Source organism: Acidibrevibacterium sp., assembly GCF_049965395.1.
GTDB classification, from domain to species: Bacteria; Pseudomonadota; Alphaproteobacteria; order Acetobacterales; family Acetobacteraceae; genus Acidibrevibacterium; species Acidibrevibacterium fodinaquatile.
In genome coordinates this window covers 49,757-71,143 of record NZ_JBMFWJ010000008.1, presented here as the reverse complement: position 1 = coordinate 71,143, position 21,387 = coordinate 49,757, and the positions used below count along the sequence as shown (strand labels likewise).

The following is a 21,387-nucleotide window of genomic DNA, read 5'->3' as shown; positions in this document are numbered from 1 at the left end:
CATTTCGAGACATCAGGACGAAAGTCTTTTTGCTTCTTTTTCTTCAGAAAAAGAAGACTCTTTCTTTGGATTTTGCTGATGAACATCGAACGCCTCGCCATTCCCGATGTGATTTTGCTGACGCCGCCGCGGTTTGCCGATGCGCGTGGTTTTTTTTCCGAGACCTTCAATGCCGCGCGCTGGCGGGAAGCCGGGATCGAGGGGGACTTCCTTCAGGACAATCACAGTTTTTCCGCCCAGCGCTTCACCCTTCGTGGCCTGCATTGCCAGATTGCGCCGGCAATCCAAGGCAAGCTGGTGCGTTGCGTGCGCGGGGCGATTTTCGATGTCGCGGTCGATCTCCGGGTTGGCTCGCCGAGCTATGGCCGCCATGTCAGCGCCGTCTTGAGCGCCGAGAACTGGAGCCAGCTTTGGATCCCGGGCGGGTTTCTGCATGGGTTTTGCACTTTGGAGCCTGATTCCGAGGTGATTTACAAAGTTACCGCGCCCTATGACCGCGCCGCCGAGCGCGGCGTGATCTGGAACGACCCAATGCTTGCGATTCCCTGGCCGGCGCCGGCGGAGGCGGTGGTGCTCTCCGACAAGGACCGGGTCTTGCCGCCTCTCGCTGAGGTCACGCCATGGTTTCGGGCGGGCGGATGACGGCGCCACTCCTGATCACCGGCGGCACGGGGCAGGTGGCGCAGGCGCTGGCTGAACACGCGGCCCGGCGCGGCATGGCCGCGCGCACGGTGGGGCGGCCCGAGGTCGATTTCGACCGCCCGGAGAGCATCGACGCGGTTTTTGCCGCGACCCGGCCGCGTCTCGTCATCAACGCCGCCGCCTACACCGCCGTCGATGCCGCGGAAGATGATGCAGCGGCGGCCTTTCGCGCCAATCGTGACGGCCCGGCGCGGCTTGCCGCCCTCGCCGCCGACGCCGGCATTCCGCTCATCCATATCTCCACCGATTACGTGTTCGATGGCAGCAAGGGCGCGCCCTATGTCGAGACCGATCCCACCGCGCCGACCGGAATCTATGGCGCGAGCAAGCTTGCCGGCGAAGCGGCGGTGTTGGCGAGCGGGGCGCGGGCGCTGATCCTGCGCACGTCCTGGGTCTATGCGGCGCGCGGGCGGAATTTCGTCAGCACCATGCTCGCCGCGGCGGCCGCCGGTCGCAATCTCCGCGTCGTTGCCGATCAGCGCGGCGCACCGACCGCGGCCGAGGATCTCTCCGCCCTGATCCTCGATCTCGTGACGAAATGTGATGCCGGCGCGGAAAATTGGGGGCTCTATCACGCCGCCGGGGCGGGCGAGGCGAGCTGGCATGAGTTCGCGGTGGCAATTTTCGCCGAGGCCGCGCGCTATGGCATCCCAACGCCGCCGATCGCCGCGATCGCGACCAAAGACTGGCCGACGCGGGCGCGAAGGCCGGCCGATTCGCGGCTCGCTTGCGGCAAGCTCGCGCGGGTTTTCGGCCTCGCCTTGCCGCCTTGGCGCGAAAGCCTCGCGCGCGTCGTCGCCACCCTCTGTGCCACCTGACCGCCGCCGATGGCGGGACGCGTCGCGATTTTGCTGGCGAGCTACCAGGGCGCACGGTTTCTCCCTGAGCAGCTCGCAAGCCTCGCGCGCCAGAGCTGCCAGGACTGGCATCTCTATTGGCGCGATGATGGCTCTACGGATGCGAGCCCGGCGCTGCTCGCCGCCTTCGCGCCCGGCCAGAGCGACGCGGTCAGCGAGCCGCCCGGGCGGCTGGGCGCGGCGGGGAGTTTTTTCGCGCTCCTCGCCGCCGCCAGCGCCGATCCCGCGAATGATTTTTTTGCCTTTTGCGACCAGGACGATGTCTGGCGTGAGGATAAGCTCGCGCGGGCGCGCGACGCCCTCGCAATCCTGCCCGGCCAGCGGCCGGCGCTCTATTGCGCGCGGGCGCGCTTGGTCGATGCCGCGCTCGGCCCGCTGGGAAGCTTGCCGCCGTTTGGCGGCATGACCCGGTTTCCCGCCGCCTTGGCCGCGAATATTGCCCCCGGCTGCACCATGATGCTCAATCGCGCCGCCGCCGAGCTGGTCGCGGCAAGCCGGCCACCGCCCGAGACCTTGCATGATTGGTGGAGCTATCTTCTGGTTTGCGCCGCCGGCGGTGTCATCCTCACCGATGCCGAGGAGGTGCTGCTTTATCGTCAGCATGATGGCAATGCGATCGGCGCGCCGGGTTCGCGGCTTCGCCGGGCGCTCGCGGCGCTTGGCCGCGGCCCGACGCCGTTCATCGCCCGGTTTCGCGCCCATCTCGCGGGGCTTGCCGCCAATGCGGCGCTGTTGCCGGCGCCGGTGGTGGACGAAGCGGCGGCGCTGGCGCAGGCCCTCGGGAGGGGCTTGCGCGGGCGGTTGCGGCTGCTCGCCTGGCCCGGGCTTGAACGCCGGACGCGGCTTGAGACGTTTTTGCTGCGGCTCTGGCTCCTGATCGGATGACGGGTTAGACTTCGCCGATTGTGGCACTGCCGCGAGGGCCCGATGAAAAATCCCCATAACCATGTTTTTCTCGGCGCCCACCACGCCGAGAACGAGCGGCGGAGCTGGGTCGTGGTTTGGCTCTGTCTTGCGGTCATGCTGGTTGAGATCGCCGGCGGCGCGCTGTTTGGCTCGATGGCGCTGATCGCCGACGGGCTGCACATGGCAACGCATGTCGGGGCACTGTTGTTGGCGGCGCTTGCCTATCGTGTCGCCCGCCACCATCTCAGCGATCCGCGTTTTGCCTTCGGCACCGGCAAATTCGGCGACCTCGCCGGTTTCGCGAGCGCCATCGCGCTCGCCATGATCGCGATCCTCATCGCCTGGGAGGCGTTGTCGCGCTTCGTTCATCCGGTCGCGATCGATTTTGCCGCAGCGATCCCGATCGCGGGCATTGGTCTCGTCGTCAATGTCGCGAGCGCGCTGCTGCTCGGCGATCACGGGCACGGGCATGGGCACGGGCATGGGCATGGGCATGGGCATGATCACGGCGCGGTGTCCGAGGACAACAATATGCGCGCCGCGCGCGCGCATGTGCTGGCCGACGCCGCGGTCTCGATCCTGGTGCTGATCGGCCTTGGCGGGGCGCGTCTTTCCGGTTGGCTGTGGCTCGATCCGGTGATGGCGCTGATCGGCGCCGCCGTCATCGTGAGCTGGTCGGTGACCCTGATCCGCGCGAGCGGCGCGGTGCTGCTCGATATGACGCCCGATCCCGAGGCCGCGGCCAGTATCCGCGAGGTGCTCGAACGCGACGGGGCGCGGGTGCGCGATCTCCATGTCTGGCGGGTCGGGCCGGGGCATCTCTGCGCCGTGGTCTCGATCGCCAGCGCGACGCCGCTGAGCCTCGATGAATATCGCCGCCGCCTCGGGGCGACCGCCGGGCTCTCGCATCTCACCATCGAGATCGAGCCGGCCTAGCATGATGGCGTGAGGGCGGATGCTCCATTTGCAAAAACTCGCGGTCGGGATCAGCGATCGCGCCCATCTCGCGGCGGTGCAGGCCGAGCGCGCCGCGGCCCATCCGCCGCTCCGCCACGTCACGCGCCATGTTCCCAAACGCGCGCCCGAAATTCTCGCTGGCGGCTCGCTCTATTGGGTGATCGCCGGCACCATGAGCGTGCGCCAGCGCATCGTCGCGATCGCGGCGACGCGGCGCGAGGACGGCAGCGCCGCCTGCGCGATCACGCTCGACCCCACGCTTGTCCATGTCGCCGCGCGGCCGGTCAGGGCGTTTCAGGGCTGGCGCTATCTCGCGCCCGAGCAGGCGCCGCCCGATCTCGCCGAGGGTGGCGAGGATGCGGCGCTGCCGCCCGCTCTGGCCGAGGCGTTGCGCGCGCTTGCCTTGCTCTAACGGGCGTTCTAACTAGCGTTGCCTGCGAGACAATTTCGTGTCTGGCGCTTGACGGCGGAACGTAGCTCGGAGAGCGTGCGGCCATGACCGATCCCCTTGCGCTTCATCGCGACATCCTCACCCTCGACAGCCATATCGATATTCCCTGGCCCGACGGTCCCGATCCGTTCCGCGAAAGCGATCGCCGCGTCGATCTGCCGAAAATGCGCCGTGGCGGGCTCACCGCCGGCTGTTTTGCCGCCTATGTGCCGCAAACACGGCGCGATGCCGACAGCCAGCAAGCGGCGTTTCTGCGCGCCCAGACCATGTTGCAGGCGATCCGCTCCATGGGCCGCTCGCATGATGGGATACGCGCGCGCATTACCGAGACCGCCGCCGAGGTCGAGGCGGCGTGGCGCGAGGGGGTGATCAGCATCATCCCGGTGGTCGAGAACGGCCAGGCGATCGGTGGCGATCCCGGCAATCTCGGGGCGCTTCGGGCGCTGGGCGCGCGCTATATGACGCTTACCCATAATGGCCACAATGATCTCGCCGATGCTGCCATCGCGCGCCGCGATCTCGCCGATCCGCCGGCCGAGCATGGCGGGCTGTCGCGGCTCGGGCGGACGGCGATCGCCGAGATGAACCGTCTTGGCATGCTGGTCGATGTCTCGCACACCGCTAAGACAACGATGCTGCAAGCGGTTGCCGCCTCGCGCACGCCGGTGCTGGCGAGCCATTCCTGCATCCGCGCGCTCTGCGATCATCCGCGCAATCTCGATGACGAGCAACTCGATGCGCTGCGCGCCAGCGGCGGGCTGATTCAGATCACCGCCATGCCCTCATTCCTGCGCGCCAAAGGCAGCGCCGAGAGCGTGACGGTTGCCGATTTTGTCGATCACATCGACTACGCGGCGCGGCGCATCGGCGTCGCCCATGTCGGGATTTCCTCGGATTTCGACGGTGGCGGCGGGATTTCCGGCTGGTCGAATGCCGCCGAGAGCGCGGCGATCACCGTCGAGCTGGTCGCGCGCGGCTATGGCCGGGCGGAGATCGCAGCCCTTTGGGGCGGCAATTTCCTCCGCCTCCTGCGCCGCGCCGAGGAAATCGCGCGCTGATGTCGGCGGCCGGTCGCGGCGTTGCCTCCGCTCTCGCTTTGTTCGCTATTTTGTCGTAATGAAATTGTCGCGAATGAAACCTCTCCTCCCGCGCCTCTCGCTCTCCGCATTTGCCCTGCTGGCGATGGCGCCGGCGGCGTTGGCCGGCTCGTCGCTCACGCCGAGCGATGGCTCTGACCTTCCGCCCGCCGATCCCGATGCGATCGTCACCTTCCAGTGGGAAAATGCTTCGATCACCAGCAACCCGCCGCCTGATCGCTATTATCTCAACGGGCTCTATCTCGGCTATGTCTCGCCGACCGGGGATGTGCCGAATTTCGCGAGCGAGATCGGCCGCGCCCTTTGGGGCGCTGGTCAGCAGCGCGTCTCGATCGACATCCAGCAGCAGATGTTCAGCCCCGCCGCGACCGACGCGCGGCCACCGCCGGCGGGCGACGAGCCCTATGCCGGCACGTTGATGGGCAATTTCTCGCTGATCCAGGACACCAATGACTGGCGCAGCATTCTCGGTGTCGATGTCGGGACGATCGGCGAGGCGGCGCTTGCCGAGCAGACGCAGAACTGGTTCCACAACCTGATCGGCCAGCCGCATGATCTTGGCTGGGGCTATCAGATGCCGGACGAGCCGGTGCTGCAATTCGAGAGTTCACGCATCTGGCGCATCTCGACCGGGCATATCGGCGGGCTTGAGACCGATGTTTTGCCCAACGCCACGATCGGGGTCGGCAATCTTTGGATCTATGGGCTCGCCGGTGGCGTGGTGCGGATCGGCCAGGGGCTCGCGTCCGATTACGGCGTTGCCCGCCTCGAGCCGGGCATGTCGGGTGGTGCGGCCTATACGCCGGTCAAGCCGTTTGACTGGTATTTCTTCGCCGGCGCCGATGGGCAGGCTTGGCTCTATAACGCGACCTTGGCCGGCGAGCCGTTCAATGCGACGCCGAGCGTCGGCGAAAGAACCTTCGTCGGCGAGTTGGAGGCCGGGGTTGCCGTCATCGTCGATGGGGTGCGGGTGTCCTATACGCAGGTCTTCCAGACCCAGACATTTTACGGCGAGCATGGCGGGCTGCACCAATGGGGCTCGCTGGTCGCCTCGTTCCGATTCTGATCGCGACCGCGCTGCCGGCCGGCGGCGATGCACGCCGCCATCAATGCTCGGCGCGGGGGCGGCCGGTCGCGCGGCTCGGGGAGAACAGGAAGGCGAGCGGCACGACGCAGAAGGCGGCGATCGCGGTGATCGCGAAAATATCGGTATAAGCGAGCACCGCCGCCTGTTTTTGCAGCGTCATGTTGATAAGGCCGTCGGCAACGCCTGGCGCAGCTGATGCCGCTGTCCCGTGCGCGATCAGCGTATTTGCGATCTGGGCTTTGGCGGTGACGTAGGGCTGCTCAAGCGGCGTTAGATGCTGAGAAAGATACGCGCGGCGGACCTGGGTGCGCTCGGTTTCAAAGGCGGCCGCGAGCGAAATCCCGATCGAGCCGGCGATGTTGCGGAACATCACGTAAAGCGAGCTGGCATCGGCGTTGGCCGCGCGCGGCAGGGTTGAGTAGGCGATGGTGCTGTTGGGAACGAAGAGAAAGGCGAGGCCAAAGGTCTGCGCGCCGCGCATCAGGGCGAGCGTCGTGTAATCCACGTCCGGTGTCAGACCATGGGCATAGGCGAGGGCGCAGCCGAGTGAGAAGAAACCGAAGGCGATGAAAATTCTTGTCTGCACGTGCGGCAGAAGCCGGCTGATGATCGGGATCAGAAACAGGATCAGGATTGCTCCCGGCGAGAGAACGAGGCCGGCGAGGGTTGCGGTATAGCCGAGCTGCTCCTGCGCGAGTTGCGGGATCAGAACCGCGCTGGAATAGAGAATAGCGCCGATCATGAAAATCATCACCGAGCCGAGCGCGAAATTGCGATCGCGCAGCACGCGGAGATTGACCACCGGATTTTTGGCGATCGAAAGCCACACCGCCGCCCCGATCAGCCCGATCGCGGCGAGAATGCCGAAGAGGCGGATCGAGGGGTCGGCGAACCAGTCATCGTCCTCGCCACGGTCGAGCATGATTTGGAGGCAGCCAATGCCGAGCGCGATGAGAGCGACGCCGATGTAATCGATGCCGCGGCGGCTGGCGCGATCGGCCTTGACCCAGGGCGGGTCTTCGACCAGCGCGCCGACCGCGAGAAACGCGATGATGCCGATCGGCACGTTGATGAGGAACACCCAGCGCCAGGAGTAATTATCGGTGATCCATCCCCCCAAGGTCGGGCCGATCACGGGGGCGAAGATGGTTGCGATCGCCACCACCGAAAAGGCTCGCCCGCGCTGGGAGGGTTCGAAGGTATCGAGAATGATCGATTGCTGATTGGGCTGCAGCCCGCCGCCGAAAAACCCCTGCATCAGGCGGAAGACGATGATTTGCGGCAGCGAGGTCGCGATCCCGCAGAGGAACGAGCTGATCGTAAAGGCTGCGATACAGATCATGAAATAGCGTTTGCGCCCGATCACCCGCCCGAACCAGCCGGAAATCGGCAGGACGATGCCGTTGGCAACGAGATAGGAGGTCAGTGTCCAGGTGGCGTCGTCGTAGCTTGCGGACATCGAGCCGGCGATATGCGGCAGGCTGACATTGACGATGGTCGTGTCAATGATTTCCATGAACGCCGCGAGGGTAACGGCGACGGCGATCAGCCAGGGATTGGCACGCGGCCGCCAACCGGCATGCGCGACGCCGCCGCTCATGGCTTGGCGTTCTTCCCAGAGTCCCAACGGATAAACGTTTTTTGGTTCTTTTTTTCAAAAAAGAACATTCTCTTCCTTCCCATCAAACCCACCAAACCCATCAACCGGGCGTTTCGCGTCCCATGGCGAGGAATTTCTCCGCTCGCCGACCGCACAGCAACGCGGGATCGAGGGCGAGGAGCGGGGTGAGCGCCCCGGCGATGGCTTCTGCAACCGCCGCGATTGCGATATCGGGTTGGCGATGGGCGCCGCCAAGGGGTTCGGCGATCACCTGATCGATCAGGGCGAGGCGTTTGAGGTCATCGGCGGTGAGTTTTAGCGCCTCCGCCGCCGCCTCGGCGGCGCTCGCCTCACGCCAGAGGATGGAGGCGCAGCCCTCCGGCGAAATCACCGAGTAGATGGCATGTTCGAGCATCAACACGGCATCGCCGCTGGCGAGCGCAATGGCGCCGCCGGAGCCGCCTTCGCCGATGATGGTTGCGACGATCGGCACGGGTGCGGCAAGACAAGCCTCGATCGTGCGCGCGATCGCCTCGGCCTGGCCGCGCGCCTCGGCTTCGATCCCGGGATAGGCGCCGGAGGTATCGACGAAGGTGAGCACGGGGAGACCAAAGCGCCCGGCGAGTTCGATGAGCCGCCGCGCCTTGCGATAGCCTTCCGGCCGGCTCATGCCGAAATTATGTTTGACGCGGCTTTCGGTGTCATTGCCTTTTTCGGTGCCGAGCACCATCACCGCCTGCCCCTGAAAGCGCCCGAGACCGCCGATCACCGCCGCGTCGTCGGCGAAGGCGCGGTCGCCGGCGAGGGGCGTGAACTCGGTGATCAGGGCGGCGACGTAGTCACTCGCCTTGGGGCGATCGGGGTGGCGCGCGACCTGCGCTTTCTGCCACGGCGAGAGCTTGGCGTAGGTGGTGCGGAGCTGGCGGTCCACTTTTTCGCTCAGACGGGCGATTTCTTCGGCGATATTGATCCCCCCCGGCTCAGCCATACGGCGGAGTTCGTCGATCTTGCTTTCCAGCTCGGCGATCGGTTTTTCGAAATCGAGGAAATGGCGCATGACGAGGCGCTTTAGCACAAATTCTCCGGCGACCAACCCCGCGCCGTCCCGGCGACCAACCTCGCGTCGCTCAGCTTCGCCGTCGTGCCAGCGGGTGATGCCGCGCCACCGCCGCTTGCAGCCGGCCGGCGGACACATGCGTGTAAATCTCGGTCGTCGCGATGGCGCTGTGCCCGAGCAGGGTCTGCAGGCTGCGGAGATCGGCGCCGTTGGCGAGGAGATGCGTCGCAAAGGAGTGACGCAACACGTGCGGCGAGACCAAAGCGGGGTCGAGTCCGGCGGCCAGCGCCGCCTGCTTGAAGAGAAGTGCCAGCCCCTGGCGGGTCATCGGGCGGCGCGGATCGCGGCCGGGAAAGAGCCAGCGCCGAGACTCTCTTCCCGCGGGTTTGCCTTGCCCCGCGAGCAGCCGCTCGGCGGCCGCCGCGGCGATCGGCGAGAGCGGCACGATTCGCTCCTTGCCGCCCTTGCCGCGCACCAGGATCATCGCCTCGCCAGCGGTGATCGCCGCTGGCGACAAAGCGAGCAGCTCGGAAACCCGCAATCCGGTCGCATAGAGCAATTCGAGCGCCGCAACCGCGGTCGGCCCGGCCCGGCCGGGGAGACGCGCCGCCGCTTCGAGCAGCGCGACGATCTCCGCGGGGTCGAGATATTTCGGCAGCTTTTTGCTCGGGCGCGGTGAATCGAGCCCGGCGCTCGGATCCTCGGCGCGGATTCCCTCGCGCAACAGGAATCGGTAGAATTGGCGAAGCGCCGAAAGCCGCCGCGCCTGGCTTCTTGCTGCAAGCCCGCGGGCGCGGAGGCTCCCGAGATAGGCGCGCAGCAGCGCCGGCGTCGCGCCCATGAGGGTGCTGCCATCGCCCGCGGCGAAAGCGGCGAAATCCTCGAGATCGGCGCGGTAAGCTTCGCGCGTGTTGAAGGCGGCATCGCGCTCGGCGGCCAGCATCTCCAGAAACGCCTCGAGATGGCGGTCCATGGCGGCCTGGGGTCAGTGCGGCGCGGCGGGGCGCGCCAGCGGCAGGGTTTTTTCGACCAAAGTGGTATGCGGTGCCGGCGGGAAGGCGCCGAGCACCAGGACGCCGATACCGGCGGCGGCGATCCCGAGTAGGACCACGATCAGCAGGGTTGTGCGCATGCCGCTCTCTCTTGGCGTTAAGCTTCGCCCCTGTGCTAGCTTTCGCCATCATGATACGCAACACCGCGCTCGATGCCGAGACCGCTTCGGACGATGAGATCTCCGCCCTCGCCGGGCGTTCGCTGGTTTTGATCGGCCTCATGGGGGCTGGAAAAACCTCGATTGGCCGCCGTCTCGCGGCCCGCCTCGCGCTTCCCTTTTTCGACGCCGATGCCGAAATCGAGGCCGCCGCCGGGCTTAGTATCGCCGAACTCTTTGAGCGCTATGGCGAGCGCGAGTTCCGCGACGGCGAACGCCGGGTGATCCAGCGCCTGCTCGCTGGCCCGCCCATGGTGCTCGCAACCGGCGGCGGCGCCTTTCTCGACCCCGCGACGCGGGCAGCCATCCGCGCGCGCGCGGTTTCGCTCTGGCTCCGCTGCCCGATCACCATCCTCACCCGCCGCGTCGCCGGGCGGACCCACCGGCCGCTGCTCGCTGGCGGTGATCCGGCGGCGATCCTGGCCCGACTCGCGGCCGAGCGTGGGCCGATCTATGCCGAGGCGGACGTGATCGTCGATTGCGAGGATGAGACGCTGGAGGCGACGACGCGCCGCGTGCTCGCCGCCCTCGCCGGCCACCGCCCGCCGCGTCGCGTGCATGTCGCGCTCGCGAGGCAGGCCTATGATGTCGTCGTCGGCGAAGGGCTGATCGATCGCGCCGGCGCGCTGCTCGCGCCGATTCTTGCGCAAAAGCGCGCCGTTATCATCTCTGATGCGACGGTCGCGCCGCTCTATCTCGCGCGCCTCGAGGCCGGCCTCGCTGCAACCGGGATCACGAGCCAACACCTCGTCGTCGCGGCTGGGGAGGAGAGTAAATCTCTCGACATCTACGGGCGCCTCGTCGATGATCTGCTCGGCTTTGGCGTCGAGCGCCGGACCGCGGTGATCGCACTCGGCGGCGGCGTCATCGGCGATCTCGCCGGCTTTGCCGCCGCGACCACTCTCCGCGGCCTGCCCTTCGTGCAGATCCCGACGACGCTGCTCGCCCAGGTCGATTCGAGTGTCGGTGGCAAGACCGGCGTCAACACACGGCGCGGCAAGAACCTGGTCGGCGCCTTTCACCAGCCGCTCATGGTGCTTGCCGATACCGCGACGCTGGCGAGCCTCCCGGCCCGGGAGCTGCGCGCGGGATATGCCGAGATCGCCAAGGCCGGGCTGATCGGCGACGCCGATTTCTTTGCCTGGTGCGAGGCGCATGGCGCTGGCGTGATTGCGGGGGACCGTGCGCTGCAGGCCGAAGCCATTCTCCGCGCTGTTGCTTTCAAGGCAGCGGTGGTCATCGAGGACGAGCGCGAGGAGAAGCCAGCCGATGGCCGGGCGCTGCTCAATCTCGGGCATAGTTTCGGCCATGCGCTCGAGGCGGAATGCGGCTATGGCCGGATTCTGCATGGCGAGGCGGTGGCGATCGGCCTCGGGCTCGCATTTTTACTCTCGGCCCGCCTTGGCCACTGCGCTGACGCCGACGCCGCGCGCGTGATCGCCCATATCGCCGCCGTCGGTTTGCCGGCGCGGCTTGCCGATCTCGGCCAGACGCTTTCGGCGGGCCGGCTGATCGCCCATATGCGCCATGACAAAAAAATGCGCGACGGGCGGCTCGCTTTCGTGCTTGCGCGCGGGATCGGGCGCGCCTTCACCTCGCGCGACGTCGAGGAAGCGGCGGTATCTGCGCTTCTGCGCGACGAAGGGTGCGGTCCATGATGGGGACATTGGCGGACTTGGTGGGCGGTACTGGGATTGAACCAGTGGCCTCCCGCGTGTCAAGCGGACGCTCTCCCGCTGAGCTAACCGCCCACCGTCCGGTGCTAGCGGCACCGAGAGCAGCGCTTCTAGCGCAAGCCGCCGCCTGGCCGCAACCCCGCCATCGGTCTTTCGCGTTCGCGTGCCGCCGGGACGTATGATGGATTTTCCAACCCCGCTCGCCCAGGAAACTCTGATCGAACGCCAGCCGTGCGGGTGCCGGGTGCCGGTGATCTTCACCTCCCCGCATTCCGGGCGCGATTATTCCGCGGCGTTCATCGCCCAGGCCCGGCTCGATCCGCGAAATCTTCGCCGCAGCGAGGATAGTTTCGTCGATGATCTCTTTGCCGCGGCCCCGGAATGCGGCGCCGTTCTGCTGGCGGCGCGCTTTCCGCGCGCCTTCTGCGACGTCAATCGTGAGCGCTGGGAACTCGATCCGGCGATGTTCGCCGAGACGCTTCCGGATTTCGTCAACCGCGCGAGCCCGCGGGTCGAAGCCGGGCTCGGCACCATCCCGCGCATCGTTGCTGCGGATACGCCGATCTACCGCGAGCGCCTCTCCTTCGCCGAGGCGCAGACGCGGATCGCGACCTGCTGGGCGCCGTTTCACGACCGGCTGGCGGCGCTGATCGCGCAAACCAAAGCCGAGTTCGGCGCCTGTCTCCTGGTCGATTGCCATTCGATGCCGCACGCGAGCCTCATGGGGCTCGGCCGCGTCGATATCGTCCTCGGCGATGCCCATGGCACTACCTGCGCCGACGCGATCACCACCCGGATCGAGACCGCGTTCCGCGCCCTCGGCTTCGTCGTGCGCCGCAACCACCCCTATGCCGGCGGCTTCATCACCCGCCATTACGGCCGCCCGCAAGAAGGCGTCCACGCCATCCAAATCGAACTCGCGCGCCGGCTTTATATGGACGAGGCCAACATCACCCCCTCGGCGGGTTTCCAACCCCTGCAACAGGCGATCACCCGCCTGATCGCGCTGCTCGCCGCCGAGGCGCCGGCGCTGATGGCCCAAGCCGGCTGAGTCGGCGTGGTGGGGAACGGTTTTGGGAGTCGAAAAGAGAAAGAAAAATTCTTTTTTTATAAAAAAAGAAGCAAAAAAATTTTCTACCGATTTTTGCGGTTCGCCCTGCGCTTGACGGCTTTCACGCGTCCCTCGAAAATGCGCTATTTCCCAAAATAGGCCGGGTTAGCACAGCGGTAGTGCAGCGGTTTTGTAAACCGAAGGCCGGGGGTTCAAATCCCTCACCCGGCATCGCGCTTTTTCGCGGTGGCAACGATAGGGGTGGGCGCTAGCAAGGGCACAGGCGCCCGATGCCGGCTCAAATCGCGACCCGGACACCGAGTTCGACGACGCGATCGGGCGGAATGCGGAAAAATTCCGTCGCCGAAACCGCATTCCGCGCCATGGCGAGGAATAGCCACATCCGCCAGAGCGACATTTTCGGCACCATCGCCGGCACCAGCGTCTCACGGCCGAGAAAATAGCTCACCTGCATCGCATCAAACGGCAGGCCCTTGTCGCGCAGAGCCTCGAGGGCACGCGGGATATTGGGGCTTTCCTTGAAACCATAGGACAGAATGACCCGGTAACAGCCGGAGCCGAGATCTTCGATCTGGGTTCTATGCTCGGGCAAGACTTCGGGGACGTCGATATTGTTAACGGTTACGAACAGAACCTGCTCGTGCAGCACTTTATTGTGCTTGAGATTGTGGAGCAGGGCGCCGGGAACATATTCCGGGTTGCCGGTGAGAAACACTGCGATGCCGGGGACGCGCACGGTGCGCGATTGCGGCAATCGGGCGATGAAGGTCGCGAGCGGCAGGCTGTCTTGCTGCCAGCGCGCCAGCATGAGGTCACGCCCGCGCCGCCAGGTGGTCATCAGCCCGATCAGCGCCCCGCCGATGACAAGCGGCACCCAGCCGCCCTCGACGATTTTCAGCGAATTGGCGGCGAAGAACGTGCCATCGAGCACGAAGAAAAAGCCGAACACGATGATCGTCGCGGCGCGCGACCAGAGGAACTGGCGGCGAAAAACGACGGCGGCGAGGATCGCGGTGCAGGTAAAGGTGCCGGTGACGGCGATGCCATAGGCCGAGGCCAGGCTGTCGCTGGTCTTGAAGGAGAGCACCAGGATCAAGACCGCGATCGCGAGAATATAATTGATCTGCGGCACATAGATCTGCCCTTCCTCGGTCTCGCCGGTGTGACGCACCGTCATGCGCGGGAGAAAACCGAGCTGCATGCATTGCCGGGCCATCGAATAGGCGCCGGAAATCAGCGCCTGGCTCGCGATCACCGTCGCGATGGTGGAGAGAATGACCAGCGGCAGGCCAAGCCAGGACGGCGCCAGAAGATAGAACGGATTGGCGATGGCACTCGGGTCATTGAGCACCAGCGCGCCTTGGCCGAGATAATTGAGGATCAACGAGGGGAGGACGAAAAACGTCCATGTGGTGCGGATCGGCCGGGCACCGAAATGGCCCATATCGGCATACAGCGCTTCCGCCCCGGTGACCGCGAGCACCACCGCGCCGAGGACGATGAAAGCGATGAACCGGTAATGCAGGCACAGCGCAAGCGCATAGCTCGGCGAGAGCGCAAGCAGGATGAGCGGGTGCCGGGCGACCGCAATCGCACCCAAAACCCCGATCACCGCGAACCACACCGCCATCACCGGCCCGAAAACCCGCCCGACGCGGCCAGTGCCGTGCGACTGCATGACGAAGAGAACGACGATGACCAGCGCCGCGATCGGCAGGACATAAGTCTGCAGCCCCGGGGCCGAAACCTCGAGCCCCTCGAGCGCAGACAGCACCGAAATCGCCGGGGTGATGACCCCGTCGCCGAAAAAAAGACTGGCGCCGACGATGCCGACCAGAGCCAGGCCGCGCCGGGTGCTGGCGAGCTTCGAGACCCGCTGCGCCAAGGCCATCAGCGCCAGAATGCCGCCCTCGCCGCGGTTATCGGCGCGCATCACCAGGGTCACGTATTTGACCGTGACGATGAGGATCAGCGACCAGACGATGAGCGAGAGAATGCCCAAAATCTCCGGCGCGTTGATCGGATGCGGCTGTAAAAGAACGAGGCTCGCATGGAAGGCATAGAGCGGGCTGGTGCCGATATCGCCATAGACGACACCGAGGACGGCGAGCAGAACACCGAGTCGTGGCGCCGCCCGATCTCGTTCGGCGATGGTCATCGGCGCGCCTTTCGCCCCGCGGCAGCGGCAGCAGCGGCCCTCATCGGGGTGAGCAAGGCGGGGGGCGGGAGAAACATCATCGTCTCGGGCCTCTGCGCGGGTTGTGCGTTGCAAAATCGTGGCGCCGGGCGGCACCCATACGCTACCGCTGACCGACGGCGCAAGCAGGCAGCCGCGCGGTGCGGCCTCAGGCAGCCGCCGGGCGGGCGCCGAAAATCGCGGTGCCGAGCCGGATTTCGGTGGCGCCGGCGGCGATCGCGGCCTCGAAATCGGCCGACATCCCCATCGAGATCACGTCCAGGCGATGACGCCGGGCGCAGGCGGCAAGCCAGGCGAAATGCGGCGCGGGATCGGCCGCAACCGGCGGAATCCCCATCACCCCGATCAGCGCTGCCCCGAACCGAACCTTACAGGCGGCGATGAAATCATCGGCGGCCTCTCGCATGACCCCCGATTTCTGCGGCTCATCGCCGAGATTGACCTCGACCAGCAGATCCGGCCGCCTCTCTTCGCGCGCCATCGCCGCCGCCAGCGCCTCGGCGAGGCTCGGGCGGTCGAGGCTTTCGATGACATCGAACAACCGCACCGCGTCCCGCGCCTTGTTGGTCTGGAGATGGCCGATGAGATGGAGACGCAGGTCGGGGTAGTTGGCACGCAGGGCGGGAAATTTCGCCGCCGCCTCCTGCACCCGGTTTTCCCCGAAATGCCGCTGCCCGTGCGCGAGCGCTTCCTCGATCGCCGCTTGCGGCTGGGTTTTGGAGACCGCGAGCAACGTGATCGCCGCCGGATCGCGCCCATTGCCGCGCGCCGCGTGCGCGATCGCCGCGCGGCAGGCGGCGAGCCGCTCGGCGACCGTGCTGCCCTCGCCGTTCGGGCCGGGATGTGCTTGCAATGCGGTCATGGATCGCAAACTCCTTGCCTACGCGTTTCGGGTCAAGCCCTGGCGCCGGGATCGACTGCCGACGCTCTGGCTGTTCAGCGACGCAACTCGTTTTCCCGACCCGCGCGCCGCGATCCTTCATCTCCCACGCGGCCGGGCCGGGGTCGTGCTGCGCGGCGCCGCCCCCGACCTTGCCGGCGCGGTCGCCGGGTTGTGCCGTGCGCGGCGGATCGCGCTTGCGATCGGGGGCGACTGGCGGCTCGCGGCGCGGCTTCGCGCTGGGCTGCATCTCCCGGCTCGCGTCACCGCGCGGTGGCGGGGATCGAAGCCCTGTTTCCTGACCGCCGCCGCCCATTCGGCGCGGGAGTTGCGGCGAGCCCGCCGCGTTGGCGCGCGACTCGCCTTTCTCTCGCCGGTTTTCGGGACGGCAAGCCATCCCGGCGCGCCCGCGCTCGGGGTTTTGCGCTGGGTTGCGCTGGCGTCGCGCGCGGGACTTGCGGTCGCGGCACTCGGCGGGATCGATGGCGCGCGTGCGCGCCGCCTGCCGCGCCGCTATTGCGCGGGCCTGGCGGCGATCACGGCGCTTGGCGACGCCGCGCCGAACCGCTAGAGAGCGCTCATGCCGCCATCGTCGCGTCCGCCTGCTTTTGCTTCCCGCCTTGCGCTCGCGGCGTTCGCGCTCGCGCTTGCGCTCGCCGGTTGCGCGAGCAAGACAGAAATGCCCCCGCCATCCGATCCCGGCCTCGGCGCCAACGCTGCCGGCGCGACCGCGAAAGGCGGCCCGGACGTCAATGCCGGCGTCGGGGTCAATGCCTATCTTTGGCGCGGCGCCCTGGATATCCTCTCTTTCATGCCGCTCGCCTCGGAAGATCCGTTCGGTGGTGTCATTATGACCGACTGGTACCAGCCGACTTCCGTCGCCAATGAGCGCTTCCGCGCCACCGCCTATATCCTTGGCCGGCAGATGCGCGCCGATGCGATCCGCGTCACCCTCTTCCGCCAGGTGCAGCAAAATGGCCAATGGGTCGATGCGCCGGTGAGCAAGGTCACGGTTGGCGAGCTTGAGAGCAAAGTGCTCGCCCGGGCCCGCGAGTTGCGCACCCATGACCTCGCCCATGGCGCAACCGATTCTTATTGATCGACGTAAATCAATCTATTTTATCGAATAATTCCAGCGGAACATTTCGTTAGAATTTCGCGGCTTATACCGCCATTCTTCGGGCAAGGCCGGCGCCCCGCCGGCAGAAGGGAGAATGCGATGATCACACTGCAACCGAAAACTTGGCGTGCGAAACGGCAGAGCCCGCGCTGGGCTGCCCTCGCCGCGCTTGCCCTCCTTGCCGCCCCGCATCCCGCGCCGGCGGCGGAGGCGACGCTTTATCCGCCGTGGCAGAACGGCGCCAATGACGATGTCACTCAGCGGGGCTTTGAGTTCACCGTGCCGGAAGTGGACGATCTCGCGGATTTCCATGGCGATCCGATGACCGCCAAGCTCGTGCTCTATGTCGGCGGCAATTATTTCTTCGCGATGGCGCCGCTGGTCGCCGCCTTCGAGACCGCGCATCCCGAATTCAAGGGCCATATTTATTACGAGACCATCCCGCCCGGCATGCTGGTCAAGCAAATCGAAGCCGGCGGCACCGTCACCTCCGGCAATATGACTTGGACGGTGCCGGCGGACGCCTATTTCGCCGGCTTTAAGAAGGTACAAGCGCTGATCAAGGATGGCCATCTCGTCGGCCCGGCGGTGCCCTATGTCACCAACCAGCTCGCGATCATGGTGCCGAAGGGCAATCCCGGCCATGTCACCGGGCTTGCCGATCTCGGCCGCCCCGATATCCGCCTCGTCATGCCCAACCCGGCATTCGAGGGCATCGCGCGGCAGATCAAAGCGGCGCTGGAAAAGGCCGGCGGCAAGGCGCTGGCCGACCGCGTCTATGGCGCCAAGGTCGCGGACGGGACGACGTTGCTCACCCATATCCACCATCGCGAGACGCCGCTCTGGCTGATGGAGGGCAAGGCGGTGGCTGGCGTCACCTGGCAGTCGGAAGCGATGTTCCAGGAGCAGGCCGGACACCCGATCACCACCATCGCCATCCCGCCGGCGCAAAACGTCACCGCGATCTATGCTGGCGCCGAGGTCAAGGGCGCACCGCACCCGGACGCCGCCCGCGCTTGGCTTGCTTTCATCCGCTCGCCAGCGGCGCTGGCGATCTTCGCGCGCTATGGCTTCAAGCCGTATCAGCCCTGATGCGGCCAAAATAAGGAATGTCCACCATGTCCACGACCACGCTCAAACCCGGCCATCCCGCGCTTGCGACAGCGCTTGCCGATAGCGGCTGGCAGATCGCCGGGCTCGCGCTGCTCCCGGTCCGCGTCATCCAGGGGTTTATTTACTGGGGCGGCGGCTCGCGGCGCTTCATCTATGCCCCCTCCAAGCTCGACGCCTGGGGCGGGCATTCTTGGATGGCGCACAAATTCCACACCGCCATGCCGGGGGCGCTGCTCGGCCTCGACAAGGTGATCGGCTTTCTGCTCCAGCATTTTGCCTTGCTCTATGCCTCGGTCATTCTGTTTTCGGCGGCCGAGCTGATCGTTGGCCTGTTTCTCATCCTCGGGCTCTACACACGGGCGAGTGCCTTGATTTCGATGGGGTTTTCGGTAGTGCTGATGCTGATGTTCGGCTGGCAGGGCGCGACCTGCATCGATGAATGGACGATGGCCGCCGCCAACCTCGCCATGGGCGGCACGCTACTCCTTGCCGGGGGTGGCGCTTACGCGCTCGACAATCTCCGCCTTGGCCGCAACCCGGCGCTCGCCGACCGCCCGTGGTTCCGCTGGAGCGCCGGCAGCCTGCCGCTGCCGCTCGATGAGCGGCGCTTTCGTACTCTCGCCCTCGTCGTCCTCGCCTTCGTCGCCGCCTTCGACATTAGCACGTATAGTTATTATCGCGGCTCGGTGATAACGCCGTTTCATGGCGGCCCGGTGAGCCCGACCAAGCACCATGTCACGCTGACCAATGGTGCGCTCGCGGCGGATGGCAGCGTGCGGTTTCATGCCTATCTCGACGCTGGCACGCCGGAGGCGCCGTCGCATATCGTCGATGCCGCGCTGCTTGCCGCGGGCTCGGGCGAGGTGATCGCCCACTGGGACACCAAAACCCTGACGTCATTGCCGAAAACCGCGATCGTCAATGATTTCGCGTATCAGCAATTCAAGCCCGGACCGTTCGGCATCGTCGCTGGCGTCGGCGCGATGGCGACGATCACGCTGCCGCCGGCGCCGGGTGCGGCGCCGCTCACCGCGCCCGGCTATGTGTTGCGCCTGACCAGCGCCAACAACCACGTCTTCACCCTGGCGCTTCCCGCCGCGCAGTGACCGATGCATAGCTGATCCCGCCCGGTTCCCGAAAGGGGACCGGGCGCCTATATGGGGGCAAAGGCGGCGGGGCCGGCGGGAGCCAAAAAGGAAGCGTGTTCTTTTTTGAAAAAAAGAACCAAAAAACTTTTGCCTGTTGGATAGCACCTGCGGCGCTATTGGCGATGTTCGTGTGGTATGGAGTGATCTGATGACGGAGACTTCCCAACAAGTGCCGGTGACAGTGCTCACCGGCTATCTCGGCGCCGGCAAGACGACGCTGCTCAACCGCATTTTGAGTGAAAACCATGGCAAGCGCTACGCCGTCGTGGTCAATGAATTCGGCGAACTCGGCGTTGACAATGATCTCGTCGTTGATACCGACGAGGAAGTGTTCGAGATGAACAATGGCTGCATCTGCTGCACCGTGCGCGGCGATCTCATTCGTATCCTCGGCGGGCTGATGAAGCGGCGCGACAAATTCGACGGCATTTTGATCGAGACCACCGGGCTTGCCGATCCTGCGCCGGTCGCGCAGACATTTTTCGTCGATGAGGGGGTGCGCGAAAAAACCCGGCTGGATGCCATCGTCACCGTCGTCGACGCGAAGAATCTCCTGGCGCGGCTCGCCGACAGCCCCGAGGCGAGCGAGCAGATCGCGTTCGCCGATGTCATCGTCCTCAACAAGATGGATCTGGTTTCGGAGCCGGAAGCGGCGGCGCTAGAGGCGCGGATCCGCGAGATCAACCGTTTTGCGCGCATCCACCGCGCAACCCGCGCCGGCGTCGCCATCGCCGATCTTCTCGACCAGGGTGCTTTCGACCTCACCCGCGTGCTCGACCATGCCCCGAATTTCCTCGAAGACGACAGCCACAGCCATAACGAAGACGTGGCCAGCATGAGTTTCGAGGCCGAGCGGCCGATCGACCCGGAAAAATTCAACGCCTGGATCGGCGCCCTCCTCGCCGCCCAAGGTCAGGATATCCTCCGCACCAAGGGGATCCTGCACTATCCGGGCGAGAGCCGTCGCTTCGCCTTCCAAGCCGTCCACATGATGGCGGAGGGGGATTTCATCGGCCCGTGGCCGAAGGGCGCCAAGCCGGCCTCGAAACTGGTCTTCATCGGCCGCAACCTCAACCGCCCGCAGCTCCGCCGCGGCTTCCTCGCCTGTCAGGTCGATGCCGCGCCAGATGCCGCGCCATGAGTGGTGGCCTGCGGCAGGCCGACCGGCTCCTCGAAGAGCGCGGGATCAGCGAGGATTTCGGCGCCTTCGTCACCGAAGCCGCCTGGACGCGAGACGGCCTGGTTAGTGCTTGCGCGCTCGGTGACGGCACGCTCGCGCTCGCTGATAGGGGCGGCTTTCGGCGGGTTGCGGCCCATGATGGCGCGGCCCTTGCGCTCTGCGCCGACGGCGGGCCGGCGGGATTTCTCTCCGGCGGCGATGACGGGCGCTTTCTCGCGGTCTCGGCCGCGGGCGAGATCACCGAGATCGCCCGGTTCGGGATGAAATGGGTCGAGCACGTCGCAAGCCATGCCAGCGGCCATCGCGCCGCTGCGATCGGCAAAAAGCTCCATCTCTTCGATCAGGCGGGGCGGACACAAAAACAGCTCGACCATCCGTCCGCGATCACCGGGCTCGCGTTTGACGCCAAGGGCAAACGTGTTGCTGCGGCGCATTACAACGGCGTCAGTCTTTGGTTCGTTGCCTCGAAATCGGACAATCCGCGCCGACTGGAATGGAAGGGAAGCCACACCGCGCTCGCCTGGTCGCCGGATAATGATGTGGTGGTGACGGCGATGCAGGAAAACGCGCTGCATGGCTGGCGGCTCTCGAGTGGCGAGCATATGCGCATGAGCGGCTATCCGGCGAAGACGCAATCGCTTTCCTTTAGCCGCAGCGGCAAATTTCTCGCGACCAGCGGCGCCGAGACGGTGGTGCTGTGGCCGTTTTCCGGCGGTGGGCCGATGGGAAAACCACCGCTCGAACTCGCCGGCGGCGATGGCGTGCTCTGCACGCGCGTCGCGTGCCACCCCGTCCACGACACGGTTGCCGCCGGGTTCGCCGATGGTCTGGTCGTGCTTGCCGATATCGCCTCCGAGCGCATTCTGCCGGTTGCCGCACCCGGGCGCGGTGCGATTTCGGCACTTGCCTGGAGTGCCGATGGCGCCAATCTCGTTTTCGGCACGGAAACGGGCTTTGTCGCCCGTGTCGATTTTTCGAAGCGTTAGGGAAATTTCGCCGTCGCGCTCGGCGCTTACGGGTGATCCCACCGTGCCAAATCCTTGGCGAGAGTTGACTCGCTCCCTATCCTTCGATATC

The 21,387-nt window shown here is 66.1% G+C and carries 21 protein-coding genes and 2 tRNA genes; 16 read left to right on the top strand and 7 right to left on the bottom strand.

Annotated elements, in window-relative coordinates:
- Window positions 1-78: 78 nt before the first annotated feature.
- From rfbC to ACP5M5_RS04385, 7 genes are all read left to right on the top strand, one after another.
- A complete protein-coding gene (rfbC, locus tag ACP5M5_RS04415) occupies window positions 79-642 on the top strand; it encodes a dTDP-4-dehydrorhamnose 3,5-epimerase (RefSeq protein WP_427935776.1) in 564 nt (187 codons plus the stop codon).
- The gene (rfbD, locus tag ACP5M5_RS04410; RefSeq protein WP_427935775.1) at window positions 639-1,520 is read left to right on the top strand and encodes a dTDP-4-dehydrorhamnose reductase; all 882 of its coding nucleotides are present in this window, start codon (window positions 639-641) and stop codon (window positions 1,518-1,520) included. The genes rfbC and rfbD overlap by 4 nt, the downstream gene beginning before the upstream one ends.
- A gap of 9 nt (window positions 1,521-1,529) precedes the next feature.
- Window positions 1,530-2,444 (top strand): glycosyltransferase, encoded by a 915-nt coding sequence (locus ACP5M5_RS04405; RefSeq protein WP_427935774.1) that lies wholly within the window; start codon window positions 1,530-1,532, stop codon window positions 2,442-2,444.
- Between the two features lie 42 nt (window positions 2,445-2,486).
- On the top strand, window positions 2,487-3,401 hold the full coding sequence (dmeF, locus tag ACP5M5_RS04400) for a CDF family Co(II)/Ni(II) efflux transporter DmeF (protein ID WP_427935772.1): 915 nt from the start codon (window positions 2,487-2,489) through the stop codon (window positions 3,399-3,401).
- A 19-nt stretch (window positions 3,402-3,420) separates the two neighbouring features.
- Window positions 3,421-3,834, top strand: coding sequence for a DUF1489 family protein (locus ACP5M5_RS04395; protein ID WP_427935771.1), 414 nt, complete (start codon window positions 3,421-3,423; stop codon window positions 3,832-3,834).
- An 83-nt stretch (window positions 3,835-3,917) separates the two neighbouring features.
- Window positions 3,918-4,931, top strand: coding sequence for a dipeptidase (locus ACP5M5_RS04390; RefSeq protein ID WP_427935770.1), 1,014 nt, complete (start codon window positions 3,918-3,920; stop codon window positions 4,929-4,931).
- A 73-nt stretch (window positions 4,932-5,004) separates the two neighbouring features.
- Window positions 5,005-6,036 (top strand): lipid A deacylase LpxR family protein, encoded by a 1,032-nt coding sequence (locus tag ACP5M5_RS04385; protein WP_427935769.1) that lies wholly within the window; start codon window positions 5,005-5,007, stop codon window positions 6,034-6,036.
- A 40-nt stretch (window positions 6,037-6,076) separates the two neighbouring features.
- Here ACP5M5_RS04385 and ACP5M5_RS04380 read toward each other — a convergent pair whose 3' ends face one another.
- The 4 genes from ACP5M5_RS04380 to ACP5M5_RS04365 form a co-directional block, all read right to left on the bottom strand.
- Window positions 6,077-7,657 (bottom strand): DHA2 family efflux MFS transporter permease subunit, encoded by a 1,581-nt coding sequence (locus tag ACP5M5_RS04380; RefSeq protein WP_427935768.1) that lies wholly within the window; start codon window positions 7,655-7,657, stop codon window positions 6,077-6,079.
- A 100-nt stretch (window positions 7,658-7,757) separates the two neighbouring features.
- Window positions 7,758-8,714 (bottom strand): acetyl-CoA carboxylase carboxyltransferase subunit alpha, encoded by a 957-nt coding sequence (locus ACP5M5_RS04375; protein ID WP_274966670.1) that lies wholly within the window; start codon window positions 8,712-8,714, stop codon window positions 7,758-7,760.
- Window positions 8,715-8,784: 70 nt separating this feature from the next.
- Complete coding sequence (locus tag ACP5M5_RS04370) at window positions 8,785-9,687, bottom strand: tyrosine recombinase (protein ID WP_427935767.1); 903 nt, start codon at window positions 9,685-9,687, stop codon at window positions 8,785-8,787.
- Between the two features lie 12 nt (window positions 9,688-9,699).
- A complete protein-coding gene (locus tag ACP5M5_RS04365; RefSeq protein WP_427935766.1) occupies window positions 9,700-9,846 on the bottom strand; it encodes a hypothetical protein in 147 nt (48 codons plus the stop codon).
- A 50-nt stretch (window positions 9,847-9,896) separates the two neighbouring features.
- Between ACP5M5_RS04365 and aroB the strand changes: the two genes are divergently transcribed.
- Entirely contained in the window at window positions 9,897-11,582 is a 1,686-nt protein-coding gene (gene aroB / locus ACP5M5_RS04360; RefSeq protein WP_427935765.1) for a 3-dehydroquinate synthase, read from the top strand.
- 18 nt (window positions 11,583-11,600) lie between these two features.
- Here the strand turns inward: aroB and ACP5M5_RS04355 are convergent.
- Window positions 11,601-11,675 (bottom strand) — tRNA-Val (locus ACP5M5_RS04355).
- A 106-nt stretch (window positions 11,676-11,781) separates the two neighbouring features.
- Between ACP5M5_RS04355 and ACP5M5_RS04350 the strand changes: the two genes are divergently transcribed.
- Together ACP5M5_RS04350 and ACP5M5_RS04345 are read left to right on the top strand one after the other, a co-directional pair.
- Window positions 11,782-12,651 (top strand): N-formylglutamate amidohydrolase, encoded by an 870-nt coding sequence (locus ACP5M5_RS04350; RefSeq protein ID WP_427935764.1) that lies wholly within the window; start codon window positions 11,782-11,784, stop codon window positions 12,649-12,651.
- A gap of 159 nt (window positions 12,652-12,810) precedes the next feature.
- Window positions 12,811-12,882, top strand: a tRNA-Thr gene (locus ACP5M5_RS04345).
- Window positions 12,883-12,949: 67 nt separating this feature from the next.
- Here the strand turns inward: ACP5M5_RS04345 and ACP5M5_RS04340 are convergent.
- Window positions 12,950-14,830, bottom strand: a complete 1,881-nt coding sequence (locus tag ACP5M5_RS04340; RefSeq protein ID WP_427935763.1) for a potassium transporter Kup — start codon at window positions 14,828-14,830, stop codon at window positions 12,950-12,952.
- A 187-nt stretch (window positions 14,831-15,017) separates the two neighbouring features.
- Window positions 15,018-15,731: a YggS family pyridoxal phosphate-dependent enzyme gene (locus ACP5M5_RS04335; protein WP_427935762.1), complete on the bottom strand. Its 714-nt coding sequence runs from the start codon at window positions 15,729-15,731 to the stop codon at window positions 15,018-15,020.
- On the opposite strand from ACP5M5_RS04335, the gene ACP5M5_RS04330 reads away from it, so the two are divergent.
- The 6 genes from ACP5M5_RS04330 (at window position 15,730) to ACP5M5_RS04305 (ending at window position 21,296) form a co-directional block, all read left to right on the top strand.
- A complete protein-coding gene (locus ACP5M5_RS04330) occupies window positions 15,730-16,320 on the top strand; it encodes a thiamine phosphate synthase (protein WP_427935761.1) in 591 nt (196 codons plus the stop codon). The genes ACP5M5_RS04335 and ACP5M5_RS04330 overlap by 2 nt on opposite strands.
- Window positions 16,321-16,329: 9 nt before the next feature.
- Window positions 16,330-16,848, top strand: a complete 519-nt coding sequence (locus ACP5M5_RS04325) for a DUF3576 domain-containing protein (RefSeq protein ID WP_427935760.1) — start codon at window positions 16,330-16,332, stop codon at window positions 16,846-16,848.
- A 120-nt stretch (window positions 16,849-16,968) separates the two neighbouring features.
- Window positions 16,969-17,961 carry a molybdate ABC transporter substrate-binding protein gene (locus ACP5M5_RS04320; RefSeq protein ID WP_427935759.1) on the top strand — a complete coding sequence of 331 codons (993 nt, stop codon included), beginning with the start codon at window positions 16,969-16,971 and terminating at the stop codon, window positions 17,959-17,961.
- A gap of 26 nt (window positions 17,962-17,987) precedes the next feature.
- Window positions 17,988-19,088, top strand: coding sequence for a TQO small subunit DoxD (locus ACP5M5_RS04315; RefSeq protein WP_427935758.1), 1,101 nt, complete (start codon window positions 17,988-17,990; stop codon window positions 19,086-19,088).
- A 190-nt stretch (window positions 19,089-19,278) separates the two neighbouring features.
- Entirely contained in the window at window positions 19,279-20,271 is a 993-nt protein-coding gene (locus ACP5M5_RS04310) for a CobW family GTP-binding protein (protein WP_427935757.1), read from the top strand.
- Window positions 20,268-21,296 carry a WD40 repeat domain-containing protein gene (locus ACP5M5_RS04305; RefSeq protein ID WP_427935756.1) on the top strand — a complete coding sequence of 343 codons (1,029 nt, stop codon included), beginning with the start codon at window positions 20,268-20,270 and terminating at the stop codon, window positions 21,294-21,296. The genes ACP5M5_RS04310 and ACP5M5_RS04305 overlap by 4 nt, the downstream gene beginning before the upstream one ends.
- The last annotated feature ends 91 nt before the right edge of the window (window positions 21,297-21,387 follow it).